The 18597-nt window shown below is 74.5% G+C and carries 17 protein-coding genes and 1 pseudogene; 8 read left to right on the top strand and 10 right to left on the bottom strand.

The window, feature by feature from the left end; translation table 11 throughout:
* The first annotated feature begins 26 nt into the window (after positions 1-26).
* A complete protein-coding gene (locus IH25_RS0123870) occupies positions 27-671 on the top strand; it encodes a response regulator (protein ID WP_030614138.1) in 645 nt (214 codons plus the stop codon).
* Positions 672-683: 12 nt separating this feature from the next.
* On the opposite strand, the gene IH25_RS42440 is transcribed toward IH25_RS0123870, so the two are convergent.
* The 4 genes and pseudogenes from IH25_RS42440 to IH25_RS0123850 all read right to left on the bottom strand — a co-directional run bounded on the left by IH25_RS42440 (position 684) and on the right by IH25_RS0123850 (position 3477).
* Positions 684-929 (bottom strand): DUF6177 family protein, encoded by a 246-nt coding sequence (locus IH25_RS42440; protein ID WP_245172870.1) that lies wholly within the window; start codon positions 927-929, stop codon positions 684-686.
* Positions 868-1227: pseudogene (locus tag IH25_RS0123865) on the bottom strand (hypothetical protein); the annotation flags it as partial. The pseudogene IH25_RS0123865 and the gene IH25_RS42440, both read right to left, overlap by 62 nt.
* Positions 1224-2129: a type VII secretion protein gene (locus IH25_RS0123860; protein WP_245172866.1), complete on the bottom strand. Its 906-nt coding sequence runs from the start codon at positions 2127-2129 to the stop codon at positions 1224-1226. The pseudogene IH25_RS0123865 and the gene IH25_RS0123860, both read right to left, overlap by 4 nt.
* A gap of 703 nt (positions 2130-2832) precedes the next feature.
* A complete protein-coding gene (locus IH25_RS0123850; protein ID WP_030614129.1) occupies positions 2833-3477 on the bottom strand; it encodes an EsaB/YukD family protein in 645 nt (214 codons plus the stop codon).
* A gap of 334 nt (positions 3478-3811) precedes the next feature.
* On the opposite strand from IH25_RS0123850, the gene IH25_RS0123840 reads away from it, so the two are divergent.
* Entirely contained in the window at positions 3812-5497 is a 1686-nt protein-coding gene (locus IH25_RS0123840; protein WP_030614126.1) for an immunity 49 family protein, read from the top strand.
* A gap of 83 nt (positions 5498-5580) precedes the next feature.
* Here IH25_RS0123840 and IH25_RS0123835 read toward each other — a convergent pair whose 3' ends face one another.
* Positions 5581-6126: a DoxX family protein gene (locus tag IH25_RS0123835; RefSeq protein WP_030614123.1), complete on the bottom strand. Its 546-nt coding sequence runs from the start codon at positions 6124-6126 to the stop codon at positions 5581-5583.
* Positions 6127-6571: 445 nt separating this feature from the next.
* On the opposite strand from IH25_RS0123835, the gene IH25_RS0123830 reads away from it, so the two are divergent.
* The gene (locus tag IH25_RS0123830; RefSeq protein WP_209445361.1) at positions 6572-7801 is read left to right on the top strand and encodes a D-alanyl-D-alanine carboxypeptidase family protein; all 1230 of its coding nucleotides are present in this window, start codon (positions 6572-6574) and stop codon (positions 7799-7801) included.
* Between the two features lie 301 nt (positions 7802-8102).
* Here IH25_RS0123830 and IH25_RS0123825 read toward each other — a convergent pair whose 3' ends face one another.
* Together IH25_RS0123825 and IH25_RS0123820 are read right to left on the bottom strand one after the other, a co-directional pair.
* A complete protein-coding gene (locus tag IH25_RS0123825) occupies positions 8103-8861 on the bottom strand; it encodes an SDR family oxidoreductase (RefSeq protein ID WP_030614117.1) in 759 nt (252 codons plus the stop codon).
* Between the two features lie 108 nt (positions 8862-8969).
* Entirely contained in the window at positions 8970-10019 is a 1050-nt protein-coding gene (locus IH25_RS0123820) for a Gfo/Idh/MocA family protein (RefSeq protein WP_209445360.1), read from the bottom strand.
* Positions 10020-10182: 163 nt separating this feature from the next.
* On the opposite strand from IH25_RS0123820, the gene IH25_RS0123815 reads away from it, so the two are divergent.
* The 5 genes from IH25_RS0123815 (at position 10183) to IH25_RS0123795 (ending at position 15235) form a co-directional block, all read left to right on the top strand.
* The gene (locus IH25_RS0123815; protein WP_030614112.1) at positions 10183-11508 is read left to right on the top strand and encodes a multidrug effflux MFS transporter; all 1326 of its coding nucleotides are present in this window, start codon (positions 10183-10185) and stop codon (positions 11506-11508) included.
* A complete protein-coding gene (locus IH25_RS0123810) occupies positions 11448-12629 on the top strand; it encodes a serine hydrolase domain-containing protein (RefSeq protein WP_030614109.1) in 1182 nt (393 codons plus the stop codon). The genes IH25_RS0123815 and IH25_RS0123810 overlap by 61 nt, the downstream gene beginning before the upstream one ends.
* Before the next feature lie 86 nt (positions 12630-12715).
* Positions 12716-13693 (top strand): small ribosomal subunit Rsm22 family protein, encoded by a 978-nt coding sequence (locus IH25_RS0123805; protein ID WP_030614106.1) that lies wholly within the window; start codon positions 12716-12718, stop codon positions 13691-13693.
* Positions 13694-13724: 31 nt separating this feature from the next.
* Positions 13725-14381, top strand: coding sequence for a TetR/AcrR family transcriptional regulator (locus tag IH25_RS0123800; RefSeq protein WP_030614103.1), 657 nt, complete (start codon positions 13725-13727; stop codon positions 14379-14381).
* A 116-nt stretch (positions 14382-14497) separates the two neighbouring features.
* A complete protein-coding gene (locus tag IH25_RS0123795) occupies positions 14498-15235 on the top strand; it encodes a bifunctional DNA primase/polymerase (RefSeq protein WP_030614101.1) in 738 nt (245 codons plus the stop codon).
* A gap of 278 nt (positions 15236-15513) precedes the next feature.
* Here IH25_RS0123795 and IH25_RS0123790 read toward each other — a convergent pair whose 3' ends face one another.
* From IH25_RS0123790 to efeB, 3 genes are read right to left on the bottom strand one after another with little or no spacing between them, the layout of a single operon-like run.
* The gene (locus tag IH25_RS0123790; protein WP_078844378.1) at positions 15514-16506 is read right to left on the bottom strand and encodes a hypothetical protein; all 993 of its coding nucleotides are present in this window, start codon (positions 16504-16506) and stop codon (positions 15514-15516) included.
* The gene (gene efeU / locus IH25_RS0123785; protein WP_030614094.1) at positions 16466-17338 is read right to left on the bottom strand and encodes an iron uptake transporter permease EfeU; all 873 of its coding nucleotides are present in this window, start codon (positions 17336-17338) and stop codon (positions 16466-16468) included. The genes IH25_RS0123790 and efeU overlap by 41 nt, the downstream gene beginning before the upstream one ends.
* A 3-nt stretch (positions 17339-17341) precedes the next feature.
* On the bottom strand, positions 17342-18592 hold the full coding sequence (efeB, locus tag IH25_RS0123780; RefSeq protein WP_030614091.1) for an iron uptake transporter deferrochelatase/peroxidase subunit: 1251 nt from the start codon (positions 18590-18592) through the stop codon (positions 17342-17344).
* Between the last annotated feature and the right edge of the window lie 5 nt (positions 18593-18597).

Below are 18597 nucleotides of genomic sequence, written 5' to 3'. Positions count from 1 at the left end.
CGCCCCGTCGACCCCGGAGGAACCAGATGACCGACACCGCGAACGACCGTATCCGGGTCGTCGTGGTCGACGACCACGCCGTGATGCGCGCCGGGGTCGTGGCCCTGCTGACCGGCGAGCCCACCATCGAGATCGTCGGCGAGGCGAGCGACGGCCGCGAGGGCGTCGGCCTGGTCCAGCGGCTCGCCCCCGACGTGGCCCTCCTCGACCTGCGCATGCCGGTGCTCGACGGGGTGGCCGCCACCACCGAGATCGTCGCCCTGCCCGTGGCGACCCGGGTGCTGATCCTCACCACGTACGACACGGACGCCGAGATCGAACGGGCCGTGGAGGCCGGCGCCGTCGGCTATCTGCTCAAGGACACCACCCGGGAACAGCTCGCCGGCGCCATCCGCTCGGCGGCACGGGGCGAGACGGTCCTCGCGCCGAAGGTCGCCGAACGCCTCGTGGCCCGTATGCGCCGCCCCGAACCCGTCGCCCTCACCGCCCGCGAACGCGAGGTGCTGCGCGCGGTCGCCGACGGCCTGTCCAACGCCGAGATCGGCCGCCGCCTGGTGATCGGCGAGGCCACGGTGAAGACGCACCTCCTGCGCGTCTTCGCCAAACTCGACGTCAGCGACCGCACCCGCGCCGTCGTCGTCGCCCTGGAACGGGGCCTGCTGGCGAGCTGACACCCCCGTACTTCAGCCGCCGCCGGTCCTGAGGTGCTCGGTGAGCGCCTTGAGCGCCGTCCAGGCGGCGGGGTCGGTGCCGTCACCGAGCGGGTAGTGCAGGGCCGGGGCCGCGGCGGAGCCGACCGGTACCGGTCCCGTCGGCAGCGGTGGCCGGCGGCAGTGGGCGAGGCCGGCGGCCCGGACGTCCCGGGCGCCGAGCGTGAACGCGACCGGGACCTGCGGGGGCGCCCAACTCGGCGCGCAGCTCCTCCAGATACTCCAGGTACCGCTCGCGCCGCTGCCGCTGCGCCTTGCCGCGCTGCGACAGGAACAGGGCGACCGCGCCGAGCAGCGCGACGACCAGGACGACGGCGCCCAGCCCCGCGAACCGGCTGGAGCGGACCACCGTCATCATCACGACCGAACTGAGCACGCCGGCCATCGGCAGCAGGGCGGTCGCCGGGGTGCCGGTCTTGCCCTCGGGCAGGTTCGGCGGGGGCTCGATCGTACGGGGCGCGGGCGGGAGCGACGGGCGGGTGGCGCGGGCCGGAAGGTGGACGAGTCGCTGTGTCAACGGACCCGCACCGCCCGCTGGAGCGCCTCGGCGGCCAGCAGGGTGGCCGCGCGGCGGGTGGCCTCGCCGAGCAGGTCGGTCCTGATCGGTCCGCCGGCGGCCAGGTGCCGGTCGTAGGGCAGATGCACCAGCGTGACCCCGGTTTCCCGCAGATGGGCCGCGGCGGCCTTCGGATCCAGGTTCATGTCGGGCGTGGTCGAGACGAGGGCCACGACGGTGGAGGCGAGCGCGGCGTGCGGCAGCCGGCCGAGCCAGTCCAGGACGATCCGGGTCCCGTCCACACCCTCCGCGGTGAGCGGGGCGACGACCACCCGCGCGTGCGCCGTGTCCATCGCCGTACGGGCCACCTCGCCGGGCAGCGTCTCGCAGTCCACCACGGTGACGGCGAAGTAGCGGCGCAGCGCGAGCGTGACGGTGCGGTAGGTGGGGACGTCCAGCGGGGCGCCCACCCGGCCCTGACTCGCGGGCAGCAGCCAGCCGCCGTCCGCGACCGGCACCAGGTACCCGGTGACGTCCGTCAGCCGCATCGACGGCGTGAGGATCCGGGCGAGTTCGACGCACGACCAGCGGACGGACTGCGCGCCCATCCGCACCGCCAGCGTGCCCAGCGCGGCGTCCGCCTCCAGGGCGAGGACCGGGTCGTGCCGGTAGTGACCGAACGTCCGCGACAGCAGCGCGGCGGTCGTGGTCTTGCCGACCCCGCCGCGGATCGACGTCACCGCGATCACCCGGCCCGTGGTCACCGGCTGCTGCAACAGGCCGCCCAGCCGGCTCTCCTCGGCGACCGCCCGCGCGGCCGAGGAGGCGAGCCTGCGCAGCGACCGTCCCGAACGCCGGGCCAGCGAGTCGCCGTGCTGCGGCGAGCCGAGCGCTATGGCCAGACGCGGGTCGAGCGTCGGCACGGGCTCGGGGGTCACCATCGGCAACCGGGCCTGACGGGGAGGCCGGACGGCGGGGGAGGCGTCGTTGGGCGGGGGTGCGCTGGTGGGAGGGGTGCTGGCGGGGGGCAGGGGGGGGGTGGTGGGGGAGGTGTTCGCCGGGGGTGTGGACGGGGTGGCTGGGGGAGTGGTGGGCGGGGGTGTGGCAGGGCCGGGGGAGGAAGCGGCCGCCGGGGACGGGGCAGGGGTGGCGGGGCGCTCCTCCGGTGCCGGTCGGACGCCGGTGGCCGGAGACGGCGCGGGAGCGGCGGGGGCGGTGGGCGCGGTGGGCGCGGCGGAGGTGCCGGGCTGGTCCGGGGACGGTGTGGCCGGCCGGGGTGCGGGCGACTGAGACGAGGTGGGCTGAGGAGTGGCCGCCTGAGGTGGGGTCGGTCGAGGAGTGGCCGGCTGAGATGGGGTCGGCTGGGGCGTGGTCGGCCGGGGGTCGGTCGTGGGCTGTGGCGGGGTCGCCGGGACCGGGGGCGTGGTGCGGGTCTCGCGGGACGCTCGGCGGCGCCGCTTGCCCGGGTGGGGACGCTCCTCGTCCGGCCGGCGCACGGGCAGGGGCGGCCGGACGTCCTCCGGGGACCGCTGCTCGCCCGCCTCACCTGCCTCACCGGCGGAGCCGGCGGTCAGCTCGCCCAGCACCTCGTCCTGCCAACGACCGGAACCCGTCATCACCGCCACCTCACGCGAAGGTGCCGAGCAGCCGCCCGTACACCCCGAACACCCCGAGCACCAGCGGGAACAGAGCGATCACACCGGCCGACTCCGGCACATCACCGGCCTTGCGCAGCCGTACCCGCACATGCTCGGCGGGCCGTACGGCCAGTACCCCCAGGGACAGCACGGCCGGCAGCACCGTCCACACCGTCACCGTACGTACCGACAGCACCGCGGCGACGGCACCGGAGACCGCGGTGACGACCGTGGCCAGCGCGAACCCGCGATGCGTGGCGGCCAAGGCGGTACCCACCCGATGACGGCTGACCGGCGTCCCGGCGGCGCGCCGGTCGTCCAGCCCGGACAGCCCCGACGCCGTCAGCGCCGGCCGGGGCAGTACGCCGAGGGCGACGGCGGACACGACGACCCGTACGAGCCGCAGTACGGCTCCGTCGGGCACGCCGGCCGACTCCAGCGTGTCGTCCGGTTCCAGCGCACTGCCGTCGGCCGCCACCAGGTGCCGGGCCTGCGGCCGTTCGCCCACCCGGTCGTCGAGAAGCCGCAGCACTTCGGGCAGCAACAGCCCCACCGGCTCCCGGGACGGCAACACCGGGTCCACCCGCCGCCGCTCACCGACCAAGGTGACCCGGCTCAGCGCCGTACCGCTCACAGTCCCCCGGGATATCACGAGTTCGAACCTATCACCGGGCCGAATCCGCAGGCCGCGGAGTTCCGGTGGCCTGACCGGAGGGCGCGGCCGGCGCGGGCACGGACGTCCGGTACGGATCCTGCCCGGCCACCCGGTGCGCGAGGAAGGACCACCCCACGCAGCCGGCGCACACCACGGCGGCGATCACCACCCCGGCGAACACCTTCTACGAGGCTCGCCCGGCATCCTCTCGTCTCGCGGGTCGCGGAGGCAACGCGGGCACGGACGGTGCGGCCGGATCCCGCGCAGGGCGGCGTGTCCTGACGTCGTGTGCGCGCCGCGTAGAGTCACGCGGGTGACACCAGAGGACACGCCCGACTCGGCCCTGCCGATGCTGACGGTCGCGCAGGCGGCACACCTGCGGACGCTCGCCGCCCCCTACGCGCGGGACGGCCGTGAACACCCCCTGACCAACCTGGCGTACGCGTGCCGTGAGGTGCGGGAGGAACGCTGGCCCGAGCTGGTCGCCGCCCACTTCTCCCGCTTGGAGCAGGCCAGTACGGGCGGGGAGACCGCCGAGGAGCTGCTCCGGGACGTACACGCCCGGCTGCTGCCCGTCGATGCGCTCGGCCCCGAACTCGCCGCCGCCATGCGGTACGCGCGTGTGGTGGCCGAGGGGCTCGTCTTCGCGTACGCCCTCGACGGGCCCACCAGCGTGCGGATCCTCACGGACGCCGACGTGGAACGGGCGGGGCTGGAGAACCTGGGGCAGGCGGCGTACGCGAACCTGCTGCGCGTACCCGTCGAGCACGAGGCGGTCCCGGCCGGGGGACGGGCGCGGCTGCACTCGCTGTACGGCGACTCCCCGTTCGTCGCGAGCAAGGCGCTGTTCCTGTCCGCGGCGGTCCGGCAGGTAACCGGCGCGCCGCTTCCCGACGCCGGTGCCCTCGTCGCCGTTCCCAACCGGCACCTGCTGGCGTACCACCCGATCACCGACGGCTCCGTGGTCGACGCCGTCAACGCCCTCGCCGACCTGGCGTCGGCCGCGTACGAGGACGGCCCGGGCGCGCTGTCCCCACGCGTCTACTGGTGGCACCGCGGCGGCCTGACGTCGCTCACGGTCATCGACCAGGACACGCGGACCTTCGCCCTGCGACCGCCACCGCCCCTGCTCGCCCTGATGAAGGGCCTGGTCCGCCTCGATCGCGCGGGCCGCCTCGCCACCGGCGGCGCCACCCGGTCCCCGGACACCACCGAACTCACCCACCGCACGGCCGAGTCCCTGGCGCGCCTCGCCGATTCCCCGGCGGAGGCGGGGGAGGCGTTCGCCTCCGCCGTCGCGCTCGCCCACGCCCGCTGCGCCGCCGATCCCGGCGCCGCGTACGTCGACACGTGGGACGCGTGGGCCACCGCCGTACAACTCGGCTGCGCCCTGTTCACCGGTGGGCGGCCGCAGGAGTGCCACCTCGGCGCCGACCTCGTCCGGCAACTGCCCGCCCTCCGCGGCGAACCGGCCCCGGACGCCCGTGCCTGGCTCGACGCCCTCTACCTGGCGATCGTGTGCCGCCAGCGGGACCGGATCACCCGGCTGTGCCAGGTGCCACTGGCGACCCTGCGGCAGGACGACACCGTCGACGCGTACGTGCTGCACTGGATCGACACCCTGCAGACCTACTTCTCCGAGCGTGCCACGGACGACGTCGTGGAAAAGCTGCTCGCCACCATGGAGACGTCCATGCCGGACGCGGTGACCCACGCGCCGAAGGACTTTGTGAACGGCGTCGACTACCAGCCGGTCGCCCTCTTCCACCGCCTGATCACACGCGACCACGACGCCTTCGGCAAGGCGCTCACCGAAGCCCTGGAGAACCACGCGAGTTACTGGGGCGCCTCCACAGAACCGCGCGCCCGCGTGGCCCTCGGACCACTCGCGATGGCGAGCATCGCCTACGACCACGGGTTCGGCTTCCCTGAAGAACACCCGTACATGCCGAAGTATCTCCTCAACCGCCAACGGATCGAGACAATCCCCTCACCGTGAAGAACCGCGCGCCCGTCGCAGACCAGAGGCGGCTGGTCAAGTCGGTCTGCCGACCTCGCCGCCGCCTAGGCCCGCGCCGGCGCTCACTCCTCGAACAGCGTCTCCTGCTCGCCCTGCGTCTTGCGCCGTAGCCGGCGGCTGCGGGCGCCCACCACCACGGCCGTCGCCGCCGCCGTCACGCCGAGGGCGGCCGGGACCATCCAGCCGCGGTCGAGGACGTGCCCGAGGGCGTGGTCGAGGGAGAGGCGGCCGGGGCCGGTGACGGCCAGGCCGGCCGCCGTCAGGCCCAGGATCGCCGCGTGCTCGTAGCCGCCTTCCTGGGCGAAGAAACCGTTGGGCACGTGCACCGCCGCCGCCCCGGCCATGCCGCCGGCCGCCGCCGCACCGGCCGCCGGGGTCGCGAGGCCGAGCGCCAGCAGCGTGCCGCCGCCGGTCTCCGCCAGGCCCGCCGCCATCGCGCTCAGCTTGCCGGGCACGTAGCCGATGGACTCCATGAACTGGCCGGTGCCCTCCAGCCCGTGTCCGCCGAACCAGCCGAACAGCTTCTGCGCGCCGTGCGCCGCCAGCACCCCTCCGGTGCCCAGCCGGAGCAGCAGCAGGCCCAGATCACGTCGGTCGTAACAGGTCACGGTGACTCCCAGCAGACAGGCGGACAGACTCCCCCCGGGTGCCCCCGGTGGCTCCGGTTCCCTCCGGCGGTCCCTTCCGGCGGTTTCCTCCCGGTGTTCCCACTCCGGACCTCTTTCCGGGACCTCCCACGGCTCCTGGCTCCACCCTCGCACCCACGGTCCCGCCCGGCCCCTCGGGACTGCCGTTCGGGTGGCGGGCCGGGGCGCCGGTGCGCGCCTGACGCCATGACGACCCGACCGAGGAGAACGCCGGGGCGATCGAGAAGGGCCCCCTCACCGCCGGCCGGCCGCCCGGCCGAGACCGATCACTCGCTCGGCCGGTGAGCGTCCCCCAAGGCCCGGTGATCCGCGCCGACTTGCCCCGTCTCCCCGGCGGGCGGCGTGATCCGGACCGTACGCCCCTCCGGACGCGGAACGCCCGCTCGTCGCGGTGTACGGTCCCCGGGTGCGTGAATGTTCCCCGCTCAGCCGGCGTGCCGTCCTCGGCCTGACGGCCGCCGCCCTGCCCTTGTCCACGGCCACCGACGCCACCGCGGCCACCGCGGCCACCACGGTCGTCGGGGGCGGACTCCTTTCCCGTACCGGTGTCCAGGTGCGCGGCGCCTCGGGACTGCCCAGGAAGCTCACCGCGCGCGCCTGGCTGGTGGCCGACTGCGCGAGCGGCGAGGTGCTCGCCTCGTTCGACGCGCACCGGCGGCTCGCGCCCGCGTCCACGCTGAAGATGCTGTTCGCGGACACCGTGCTGAAGAAGTTCGACCGCACCCGGCGGTACAAGGTCACCGACGCCGACCTCGCCGACGTCCCGGCCGGTTCCAGCCTCGTCGGCATCAAGCCCGGCATCACCTACACCGTCGAGCAGTTGTGGCAGGGCGTGTTCCTGCGGTCCGGCAACGACGCCGTGCACGTGCTGTCCCACATGAACGGCGGCATCGCCAGGACCGTCGCCGAGATGCAGGCCAAGGCCGAGGACCTCCAGGCCCTGGACACCCATGTGGTCAGCCCCGACGGCTTCGACCACAAGGGGCAGCTCTCCTCGGCGTACGACCTCACGCTCTTCGCCCGGCACGGGCTGAAGGACGCCGACTTCCGCGGTTACTGCGGCACGCGGACGGCCGACTTCCCGGCGGGCGGCAAGAAGACGTTCCAGATCCAGAACACCGACCGTCTGCTGACCGGGGCATGGGGTCTGAAGACATACGAGGGCCTGATCGGTGTCAAGAACGGCTACACCAGCCACGCCGGGAACACCTTCACCGGCGCGGCCACCCGTGGCGGGCGCACCCTGCTGGTGACCGTGATGCATCCCGAGTCCGGCGGCAACGCCGTGTACGAGGAGACCGCCGCGCTGCTCGACTGGGGCTTCACCCACGGACGTTCGGCCCGGCCCGTGGGCACGCTGGTGACTCCGCTCAGCGAGGGCGGCGCGAGCGCGAGCCCGGCGCCCGGGCGGCAGGTGGTGCGGGCGGCGGCCGGTGCCCCCGGCGCGGTGACCGCCGGTGGCTCCACCGGCCCGGTCGCACTGGCGGCCGGCGCCGGCGCGCTCGCCCTGCTGGGTGCGGGCGCCTGGGCCCTGCGCCGCCGCCGGACCCGGACGACGGCACCGGCGGGCGGGGGACCGGCGGGCGAGGAGTCGATGGGCGAGGGACCGGAGCCGACGGCCGGCGAGCGGCGCTGAGCCGACGTATCCGACCGGACCGCAGACAAGCGGCACCCAGCCGTCGTACGTACCCGGCGCCTACGCGCCTACGCGCCTACGCGGCGGCCGTTCCGCGGCCCGGTCCGGCCTCGCGGTGGTGCGAGGGTGCCCCCCTGCTCCGGTCCGGTGGAACGGCCGCCGCCTCCCCCCTCGGAATGGCCGCGGAACCGCCGTGCTCCAACTGTGAAGCTCCGGTGGAGAAAAGTTGAGCATAGGTCAGCAACGGGCCGCAATAGCGCGCCCGTCCGAGCTCCGCCCGCCGGTGCGGCCCGGGCGCGGCTCAGCCCCGGCCGATGTACGGCATCGTCGTCGCCAGCACCGTCGCGAACTGCACGTTCGCCTCCAGCGGCAGCTCCGCCATGTGCCGTACGGAGCGCGCCACATCGGCCACGTCCATCACCGGTTCCGGGGTGACCTCCCCGTTCGCCTGGAGTGCACCCGTCTGCATCCGCGTCGTCATGTCGGTCGCCGCGTTGCCGATGTCGATCTGGCCGACCGCGATGCCGTACGGCCGCCCGTCCAGGGACAGCGACTTGGTCAGGCCGGTCAGCGCGTGCTTGGTCGCGGTGTAGGCGACCGAGTGCGGGCGGGGTGCGTGCGCCGAGATGGAGCCGTTGTTGATGATCCGGCCGCCCTGCGGGTCCTGCTCCTTCATCCGCCGGTAGGCGGCCTGCGCGCACAGGAAGGCCCCGTTGAGGTTCGTGTCCACCACGTGCCGCCAGGCGTCGTACGGCAGCTCCTCGACCGGGACCCCGCCGGGCCCGAAGGTCCCCGCGTTGTTGAACAGCAGGTCCACCCGGCCGAACCGCTCCACGGCCGCCGAGAACAGCGCGTCGACGTCCTGCGGCCGGGACACGTCGGCGGGGACGGCGAGCGTGGCCGCCCCCGGCACCAGCTCCGCCGTCTCCGCCAGCGGCTCGGCACGCCGGCCGGCCAGCACCACGGACCAGCCGGCGCGCAGCAGCTCCACGGCGACGGCCCGCCCGATGCCGGACCCGGCCCCGGTCACCACCGCGATCTTCGAGTTCCTGTCAGTCATGACTCCGCAGCGTAGGCGGACAGTCCGCCATACGGAATCGACTGTCCGCCATACGGTTACCCGACGCGGACGGGACGCCGGCCGTACGGCCACTCCGCGGGGGGCAGGTCACCCGGCCTGCGGCTGGACGCCCACCGGCTCCGCCGCCCCGCCAGTCGGCGCCGCGTCCCCCGGATACCGCACCCCGACCCGCTCCCGCACCGCGTCCATCGTGCGCATCACCGCGAGCGTCCCCTCCAGCGGCACCAGCGGCGACTCCTTCTCACCCGCCCGCAGCGCCCGCATGACCTCGCGCGCCTCGTGCCGCATGCTGGTGCGCGGGCCGTCGGCGGGATCGGCGGTGAACTCCTCCGGGTCCCGGCCCTCGCGGTGCAGCACGAACCGCTCCGGGTGGAAGAACCCGGACGGCACGTCGATCCGGCCGCGCGTGCCGGTGACCGACGCGGTGTTCGCCGTACCGCCGGTGATCGAGCAGTGCAGCGCGGCCAGCGCACCGCTCTCCCAGGACAGCACGGCCCCCGTCTGGAGGTCGACGCCCTCCGGCGAGAGCACCGCGCTCGCGGCGATCCCGTCCGGCTCGCCGAGCAGCAACTGCGCGAACGCCACCGGGTACACCCCCAGGTCCAGCAGCGCCCCGCCGCCCAGCGCGGGGTCCCGCAGCCGGTGCGTCGCGGGGAAGGGACCGGAGATCCCGAAGTCCGCCTGCACGGTGCGCACCTCGCCGATCGCCCCGTCCGCCACCAGCGCCGTCAGCCGCCGGACCAGCGGATTGCAGTACATCCACATCGCCTCCATCAGGAAGCGGCCGTGCTCCCGGGCCAGCGCGACGAGTTCCTCCGCCTCGCGCAGGTTCAGCGTGAACGGCTTCTCGCACAGCACGTTGCGGCCCGCGCGCAGGCACAGCCCGGCGGCCGCCCGGTGCGCCGAGTGCGGGGTGGCGACGTAGACCACGTCCACGTCCTCGTCGGCGGCCAGCGACTCCCAGTCGCCGTACGCCCGCCGCGCCCCGAACCGCTCGGCGAACGCCTCGGCCGACTCGCGCCGGCGCGAGGCCACCGCCGTGATCTCCGCGTCCGGGAGATCGACCAGGTCCGCCGCGAACGCCGCCGCGATCCCGCCGGTCGCCAGGATCCCCCACCGCACGCTCTGCTCCGCCATCGCCGCCCCGCCCTCGCTCGTGTGTGCCTCGGCAGTCTGTCCGAGCTGAGAGCATAGGTGCCGGTCGGACCGGTGACACCGATGTCGCGACACCCGATGCCGGCGACACCCGCGTCAGCGGCACCGACGGCAGAGGGCCCAAGGCACGTACAGGGAGGGGCAGATGCCGGAACACGCGGCGACACCGACGCCGGACCAGGACCAGGACCAGGCCCAGGGACACCGCTCCGCGGACGCGCCGCCGACGGCGGGCGTCCCGGGCCGCACCGGCCCCCTCGTCACCCTCCTGCTCGGCGCCCTCACCGCGACCACCCCGCTCGCGATGGACATGTACCTGCCCTCGCTGCCGCAGGTCACCCGCTCCCTGGACGCCCCCGCCGTCACCGTGCAGCTCACCCTGACCGCCTGCATGGCCGGACTCGCGCTGGGCCAGCTGATCGTCGGCCCGCTCAGCGACCGCTGGGGGCGCCGCCGCCCGCTGCGCGCCGGGCTCGTCGTCTACCTCGCCGCCACCGCCCTGTGCGCCCTCGCGCCCACCGCCGAGACGCTCATCGCGTTCCGCCTGGTGCAGGGCCTGTCCGGCGCGGCCGGAGTGGTCATCGCCCGGGCCGTCGTACGCGACCTGTACGACGGCGTCGCCATGGCCCGCTTCTTCTCCACCCTGATGCTGATCTCCGGGGCCGCGCCCATCGTGGCGCCGCTCGTCGGCGGGCAGATCCTGCGGGTGACGGACTGGCGGGGCGTGTTCGTGGTGCTCACGGTGATCGGCGCGCTGCTCACCGCCCTGGTCTGGCTGCGGCTGCCGGAGACCCTGCCTCCGGCGGAGCGGCACCGCGGCGGCGTCGGCGAGACCCTGCGCGCGATGCGCGGCCTCCTCGCCGACCTGCCCTTCACCGGCTACATGCTCGCCGGCGGCTTCGCCTTCGCCGCGCTGTTCGCCTACATATCGGCCTCCCCGTTCGTCATCCAGGAGATCTACGGCGCCTCCCCGCAGACCTTCAGCCTGCTGTTCGGCCTGAACTCGGTCGGCCTGGTGGCCGCCGGGCAGATCAACGGCAAGCTGCTGGTCGGCCGGGTCGGCCTGGACAAGGTGTTCGCGGCCGGCCTGGCGGTGATCACGCTCGCCGCGACCGCACTGCTGCTGATGGCCACCGGCGTCTTCGGCGACACCGGACTGGTCCCCGTCGCCGCCGCCCTGTTCGTCCTCATGTCCGCGATGGGCCTCACCCTGCCCAACGCCCAGTCCCTCGCCCTGCTGCGCGTCCGGCACGCCGCCGGCTCCGCCTCCGCGCTGCTCGGCACCTCCTCCTTCCTCGTCGGCGCGGTGGCCTCGCCGCTCGTCGGCGTCGCCGGAGAGCACACCGCCGTGCCCATGGCCGTGGTCCAGCTGGCCGGAGCACTGGTCGCGGCGGCCTGCTTCGTGGGAATGTGCCGTCCCTGGACCACACGGGAGACCACCCGTGCGCACGCGGAGGGAGACGCGAGCTGAGCGCACCGAGACTGCGCGCCGGCACACCGGAGCGAGCCGGGCTCGACCCCGTCGGGCTCGGGCAGCTGGTCGCCGAGGTGCACGCCCTCACCGCCGGTGAGCGCCCCTGGGCGGCCGGCGCCGTCGTGCTGGCCGGCCGCGGACCCGTGATCGCCGTCGCCGAGGCCGCCGGCTGGGCGGTCCGCTACGCCGGGTACGACCCCGAGACCGGCACCGGCGTCGAGCTGCCGCCCGGTGCCCGGGTCCCGGCCACCCTCGACACCCCCTTCGACCTGGCCTCCCTGACCAAGCTGTTCACGGCGGTCGCCGCCGTGCAGCAGATCGAGCGGGGCACCCTCGGCATCGACGCCCGGGTCGGCGACTACCTGCCCGACTTCCACGCCGCCGCAGAACACGGTGTGACGGTGCGCCAGTTGCTCACACACACCTCGGGACTGCGCCCCGAACTGCCGCTGTACGACTGCCCGGACGACGCGTCCCGGCTGGACCGGCTGCGCGCCGAGGCACCGACGGCCCGGCCGGGCATCTACCGCTACTCCGACCTGAACATGCTGCTCCTGCAGTGCGTCCTGGAACGGATCACCGGCCGTGCCCTGGCCGTCCTGGTGCGGGACGGCATCACCCGGCCGCTCGGCATGACCGCCACCGGCTTCGGTCCCCGCACCGGTGCCGCGGCCACCGAGGACCAGCGGCGGCCGTGGGCCAAGGCCGAGCGGGGGATGCTGCGGGGCGTGGTGCACGACGAGAACGCCTGGGCGCTCGGCGGGGTCGCCGGCCACGCGGGCCTGTTCTCCACCGCGCCCGACCTGGCCGTCTTCTGCCGCGCCCTGCTCGCCGGCGGCTCCTACGGTCCCGCGCGCATCCTCGGCCCCGACTACGTGGAGCTGCTGTTCACCCCGCCCGGCCTGGGCTTCCTGCTGGACCAGCCGTGGTTCATGGGCGAACTGGCGGGCCGCGGCGCGGCGGGCCACACCGGCTTCACCGGCACGTCCCTGGTCCTGGACCCGGCCACCGACACCTTCCTGATCCTCCTGGCCAACACGGTCCACCCCCGCCGCCGCCCGCCCGACAGCGCCCCGAGGGCACACCTGGCGACGCTGCTGGCGAGGGCGGTGGTCTGACCCGTCCGGGACGGCGCCTCCCGGCCGACGGAACCAGGCGGGCGGAGGCGGCGGACGAAGGGCGCCGGGCGCCATAGAATCGCCGGGTGAACGACCCCCTCCGCACGGCCCTGGCCGAACTGCTGGACGGCCTGCCCCCCAAGGAGGTGGCCGCCGCCGTCGACCGCCTGATCGCCAACTACCGCGGCGACACCCCCACCCACGCGCCGATCCTCCGCGACCGCGCCGACGTGGCCGCGTACGCCGCGTACCGCATGCCCGCCACCTTCGAGGCGGTTCGCTCCGCCCTCGCCGCCCTCGCCGACGCCCTGCCCGGCTGGACCCCCGCCGGCCACACCGACGTCGGCGGCGGCACCGGCGCCGCCACCTGGGCCGTCCAGACGACCTGGCCCGGCGAGCGCGACGTCACCGTGCTGGACTGGGCCGAACCCGCCCTCGCCGTCGGCCGCCGGCTCGCCGCCGCCCACCCGGCCCTGAAGGACGCCCGCTGGCAGCGCGCCCGGATCGGCGCGGACCTCACCCTGGACGACACCGACCTGGTCACGGTGTCGTACGTGCTCAACGAACTCGCCGAGCCCGCCCGCGCCGCCCTCGTCGACGCCGCCGCCCGCGCCGCCCGGACCGTCGTGATCGTCGAGGCCGGCACCCCGGCCGGCTACGCCCGCGTCATCGAGGCCCGCGACCGGCTGATCCGGGCCGGTTTCCGGATCGCCGCGCCCTGCCCGCACAGCGCCGCCTGCCCCATCGCGCCCGGCACCGACTGGTGCCACTTCTCCGCCCGGGTCGGCCGCTCCTCCCTGCACCGCCAGGTCAAGGGCGGCTCGCTGGCGTACGAGGACGAGAAGTTCTCCTACGTCGCCGCGACCCGGCTGCCCGCCGAACCGGCCCCCGCCCGGGTGGTCCGGCGCCCGCAGATCCGCAAGGGCCAGGTGCTGCTCGACCTGTGCGAGACGGACGAGCGGCTGAGCCGCAGGACGGTCACCAAGCGCCACGGCGACCTGTACAAGGCCGCGCGGGACGCCGACTGGGGCGACGCCTGGCCGCCGTACGACTCCGCGTCGTAGCCCGCCGCCCCGGCTTGTTACTTTCGGTCCCATGGTCAGCAAGCCCGCCCCCGACGCCACCCGCCGCAGCGAGAAGTCCCGCCGGGCGATCTACGCCGCCGCCCTCTCCCTGGTCGCGGAGGTCGGCTACCCGAAGACCACCGTGGAGGCCATCGCCGCCCGCGCCGGGGTCGGCAAGCAGACCATCTACCGCTGGTGGTCCTCCAAGGCGGACGTCCTGCTGGAGGCCTTCCTGGACCTCGCCGAACAGACGGCCCGCGAAGCCGGCCACGACACGGCCGGACAGGACAGGGCCGGAGACGGTACGGCCGGGAACGAGGCCGCCATCCCGGACACCGGCGACCTGGCCGCCGATCTCAAGGCGGTGCTGCGCGCCACGGTGGACGAGCTGCTCGACCCCCGCTTCGACGCACCGGCGCGCGCGCTGACCGCGGAAGGCGTCGTCAACGAGCAGCTCGGCCGCGTCTTCGTGGCCCGGCTCCTGGAACCGCAGCTCCAGCTGTACGTCGACCGGCTGCGCTCGGCGCAGGACGCCGGGCACGTACGGCGGGACGTGGACCCCCGGATCGCCCTGGAGCTGTTCGTCTCGCCGCTCGCCCAGCGCTGGCTCCAGCACACCGGCCCGATCACCTACGACTACACGGACACCCTGGTCGACTACGCGCTGTACGGCCTGGCGCCGCGTTGACCGCGGGCACCCCTGCCGGTGACAGCCGGCCACTCGCCTGCGGCGACCCCCCCGGTCCACGCGAAGATGGGACGATAGGGCATGCTGTCCGCTACACCAGCGAGGCGAGGGGATTGATGAGCGGGACGTTCGGCGGCCGGTCCGGCCGGCAGGGCAAACTCTCCCAGTGGCTGCGCGGACGCCGCCCGAAGGAGGGCGCCGCCGACGAAGGCGGCCGCGAGGCCCTGCTGCTCGCCGCCGCCGGCGCGGGTCTGCCGCTCGCCCCCGCCGCGCACCCCGCGCCCGGCTACCGCTGCTCCTGCGACCGCGTCGGCTGTCCCACCCCGGCCCGGCACCCGGTGTCGTTCGCCTGGCAGACGCAGTCCACCACCGACCGCGCCCAGATCGAGCGCTGGGCCCGGCACCAGCCGCAGGCGAACTTCATCACCGCCACCGGCATGGTGCACGACGTCCTCGACGTGCCCCTGGAGGCCGGCCGGGAGGCCCTTGAGCGGCTGCTCGGCGCGGGTATCGAGGTGGGTCCGGTCGCCGAGAGCGACGACGGCCGCATGCTGTTCTTCACCCTCACCCGGGGCACCCCGGAGGACGAGGACGAGTGGTGGCCCTGCGAGCTGGACTGCCATCCGGAGACGATGGACGAGCATCCCGGCCTGCGCTGGCACTGCCGGGGCTCCTACGTCCTCGTACCGCCCGCCCGGCTGCCCGGTGACGACGACCAGCGGGTGCGGTGGGTACGCGGCCCCGAGCACGCGCTGCCCGATCCGCTGAGCCTGCTGGAGGCCCTCACCGACGCCTGCGCCCGGCACGGCGCCGAGGCCGACCACCCGGGCGCGGCCTGGCCCCTGCGCCACTGAGGCCTCCGGCCGTCTTGCCCGACGGGCTCCGGCTGTCGCCGTCGGCCGTCGCTGTGCTGCTGCCGTCTACTGGCCTCCCGGCCGTCGTGACCGCCCGACCGTCTCCGCCGTCCGGCCTCCCGGCCGTCTTGACCGACCGGCCCCCTGGCTGTCACCGTCGACCGACCCCGGGCTGTCTCCGCCGATCGGCCTTCCGGCCGTCTTGGCCGACCGCCCCCGGCCGCCCGGCCGGCTCCACCGACCGGCCCGGTCGTCCACGTCGTCCGGCCCGCCGGAGTTCAGCCGCCCTGTGCGGACGTCAGTCCCTGTACCCGTCCCAGCATCCGCACCGGGCCGCTGCCGGCCGGGTCGAGGACGGCCTCGTTGGCGATGGACTCCATCGTCAGGGACTGCTTCACCTCGCCCTTGATCAGGGCCCGCACGTCCTTGTTGGGGATCGGCACGGTGGCGCCGGTCGCGGCGGTCCGCTTCTCGTAGTGGTGCGTGGTGAAGAACACCAGCGCCCCGCCGTCCGCCGTGCGCAGCGCGAGCGGCGCGTAGGCGCCATGGGTGAGCGGCTCGTCGATGAACTGCCGGACCAGACCGGGCTTCTCGGCCTCCTTCTTCCGGGCCGCGCGCAGCCCGCTGGTGTCGCGGCCGTCCGCGAAGGCCGCCCCGCCGTTCTTCAGATAGGCCGCGTACGCCTTGCTCAACCCGTCGGGACGCACGGCCAGTCGCGGGCTGTCGGCGGGCACGGCCTCGGCCCAGCCGTCCGCGTCCTTCTTGAACTCCGGTACGGTCCCGGGCGCCATCAGGGTCAGATAGGCCACCCGCCACCGCTCACCGAGGTCGCCCCGGGTGAACACGAGCACCCAGCGGGCCCCGCCGCCCTTGTTGCCCCGGGCGTCGGCGACGAACCAGCGGGGCCAGCCGGCCTTCTTGACGATCGTGATCTTCACGTCCGTCAGGGTCAGCGGGGTGTGGGCCGGGTTGCCGGAGGGGCTGTTGACGTGCCCCGCCTTCAGCCGGGCGGCGTCGATGTCGGCGAGGGCGCCGGTGACATAGGGGGCGTCCACGGAGCTGTCGTAGGCCTTGTCGGCCTTGTTGTACGCGTCCGTGAACGCGGCGACGGCCTTGGCGGCCTCGGCACGGGTGGCGGCGGGGAGCACCTCGCGCTCCCCGTGCACCACCACGCATCCGCTCGCCGTCAGCGACAAAGCGGTCAGCGCGGCCGCTATGAGTGCGTTCCGGTCACGCCTGCGAGGCCGCCGAGGGCTGCGTTCCCTGCTCATCGGGCTCCTTCACCTTCCCCTTTCCGGAGGCGAACCCTACCGGGGAGAGGAACAGCCCGAGCACCGGGACCAGATACAGCGCCCACACCGTGATCTGGACGACCGTCGGATCCGGCTGGAAGTTGAACACGCCCTTCAGCAGCGTGCCGTACCAGCTGTCCGGCGGGATGGCACCGCTGATGTCGAACGCCAGGTCGTTCAGGCCCGGCACCCAGTCGGCCTCCTGGAGGTCGTGGAAGCCGTACGCCAGCACGCCCGCCGCGACCACGACCAGCATGCCGCCGGTCCAGGTGAAGAACTTCGCCAGGTTGATCTTCAGCGCACCCCGGTAGAACAGCCAGCCCAGGAGCACCGCCGTGGCCAGCCCGAGGGCGACCCCGACCAGCGGGCGCGGGGTGCCGTCGGAGGCCGCGTGCACCGACGCCCACACGAACAGCGCGGTCTCCAGACCCTCCCGGCCCACGGCGAGGAACGCGGTGGCGACCAGCGCGCCGGTGCCGAGCTTGAGGGCCGCGTCCAGCTTGCCGTGCAGCTCCGACCGCAGGTTCCGGGCGGTGCGCCGCATCCAGAACACCATCCAGGTCACCAGGCCGACGGCAACGATCGACAGGGATCCGCCGAGCGCCTCCTGCGCCTGGAAGGTCAGCTCCTGCGAGCCGAACTCCAGGGCGCAGCCGAAGCCCATGGCGATGGCGATCGCGACACCGATGCCGGCCCAGATGGGCTTGATGGCGTCCCGGCGGCCGGTCTTGACCAGGTAGGCGATCAGGATGCAGACGACGAGCGACGCCTCCAGTCCCTCGCGCAGGCCGATCAGGTAGTTGGAGAACACGGGCTACGCCTCCTTCGAGAACAGCGTCCGGCCCCACCAGTCGCCGGAGTCCCGGACGCCGGGCGGGACGGCGAAGACCGCCGAACCCACGTGCTGGATGTACTCGTTGAGCGCGTCGTGCGCCGCGAGCTTGCGCTGGAGCGGGATGAAGCCCTTGCGTACGTCCCGCTGGTAGGCGAGGAAGAACAGGCCCGCGTCGAGCCGGCCGAGGCCGTCGGTGCCGTCGGTGAAGGAGTAGCCCCGGCGCAGGATGGTGATCCCGCCGTTGGAGTCCGGGTGCGCGAGCCGGACGTGCGCGTCCGGCTTCATCGCCTTCAGGAACGGCTCGTCGTGCTCCTTGGCCTTGCCTACCGGGGCGCCCTCGCGCTTGTCCCGGCCGAAGACGTCCTCCTGCTCCTGGAGCGAGGTGCGGTCCCAGGTCTCGATGTTCATCCGGATCCGCCGGGCGACCAGGTACGACCCTCCGGTCATCCAGTCCGGGCCGTCCCCGGCGCCGACCCAGACGTGCTTGGCCAGCCGGCCGGTCTCGGTGCCCGCGATGTTGCGGGTGCCGTCCTTGAAGCCGAAGAGGTTGCGCGGGGTCTGCGCGCCCGGGGTGGTCGAGGAGGTCTTGCCGAAGCCGAGCTGGGACCAGCGCACGGCCACCTTGCCGAAGCCGATGCGGGCGAGGTTGCGGATGGCGTGCACGGCCACCTGCGGATCGTCGGCGCACGCCTGGACGCACAGGTCACCGCCGGTGCGGGAGCGCTCCAGGTTGTCGCCGGGGAACCTGGGCAGGTCGACCAGGGCCGCGGGCCGCTCGCCCTTCAGGCCGAACTTGTCGAACAGCGACGGCCCGAACCCGATGGTCAGCGTCAGCCGGGACGGCTTCAGCCCGAGCGCCTCGCCGGTGTCGTCCGGCGGGGCCTCGGCGAGCCCGCCGTAGGCGCCCTCGCCGACCGGCTTGCCGGCGGTCATCCGGCGGGCCGCCTCGGTCCAGTCCTTGAGCAGCTGGACGAACGCCTCGCGGTCGTCGGTCTTCACGTCGAACGCGGCGAAGTGCAGCCGGTCCTGCACCGGGGTGGCGATGCCGGCCTGGTGGGCGCCGTGGAACTCCACCGCGCCGCCCATCGCGTCGGCCACCGGTTCCGCGTCGTCGCCGGACCGGGCCACCGCCACGGCCCCGCCGGCCGCGGCGGCCCCGAGCGCGAGCCCGGCACCGCCCCAGCCGATCAGCGCCCGGCGCGACGGAGTGCTCCCCTGGGTCTCGGTCATCGCCC

Source organism: Streptomyces achromogenes subsp. achromogenes (assembly GCF_000720835.1).
In the GTDB taxonomy this organism is placed as follows: Bacteria; Actinomycetota; Actinomycetes; order Streptomycetales; family Streptomycetaceae; genus Streptomyces; species Streptomyces achromogenes.
Note: the sequence above shows the minus strand (reverse complement) of the source record. Positions and strands in the feature narration are given on the sequence as shown.

Bases quoted from the DNA above. Each gene is read 5' to 3' on its own strand.
- IH25_RS0123870 (WP_030614138.1), top strand. From the start codon at position 27: ATGACCGACACCGCGAACGACCGTATCCGGGTCGTCGTGGTCGACGAC.
- IH25_RS0123825 (WP_030614117.1), bottom strand. From the start codon at position 8,861: ATGACTGACAGGAACTCGAAGATCGCGGTGGTGACCGGGGCCGGGTCC.
- IH25_RS0123820 (WP_209445360.1), bottom strand. From the start codon at position 10,019: ATGGCGGAGCAGAGCGTGCGGTGGGGGATCCTGGCGACCGGCGGGATC.
- IH25_RS0123815 (WP_030614112.1), top strand. From the start codon at position 10,183: ATGCCGGAACACGCGGCGACACCGACGCCGGACCAGGACCAGGACCAG.
- IH25_RS0123800 (WP_030614103.1), top strand. From the start codon at position 13,725: ATGGTCAGCAAGCCCGCCCCCGACGCCACCCGCCGCAGCGAGAAGTCC.
- IH25_RS0123795 (WP_030614101.1), top strand. From the start codon at position 14,498: ATGAGCGGGACGTTCGGCGGCCGGTCCGGCCGGCAGGGCAAACTCTCC.
- IH25_RS0123790 (WP_078844378.1), bottom strand. From the start codon at position 16,506: ATGAGCAGGGAACGCAGCCCTCGGCGGCCTCGCAGGCGTGACCGGAAC.
- efeB (WP_030614091.1), bottom strand. From the start codon at position 18,592: ATGACCGAGACCCAGGGGAGCACTCCGTCGCGCCGGGCGCTGATCGGC.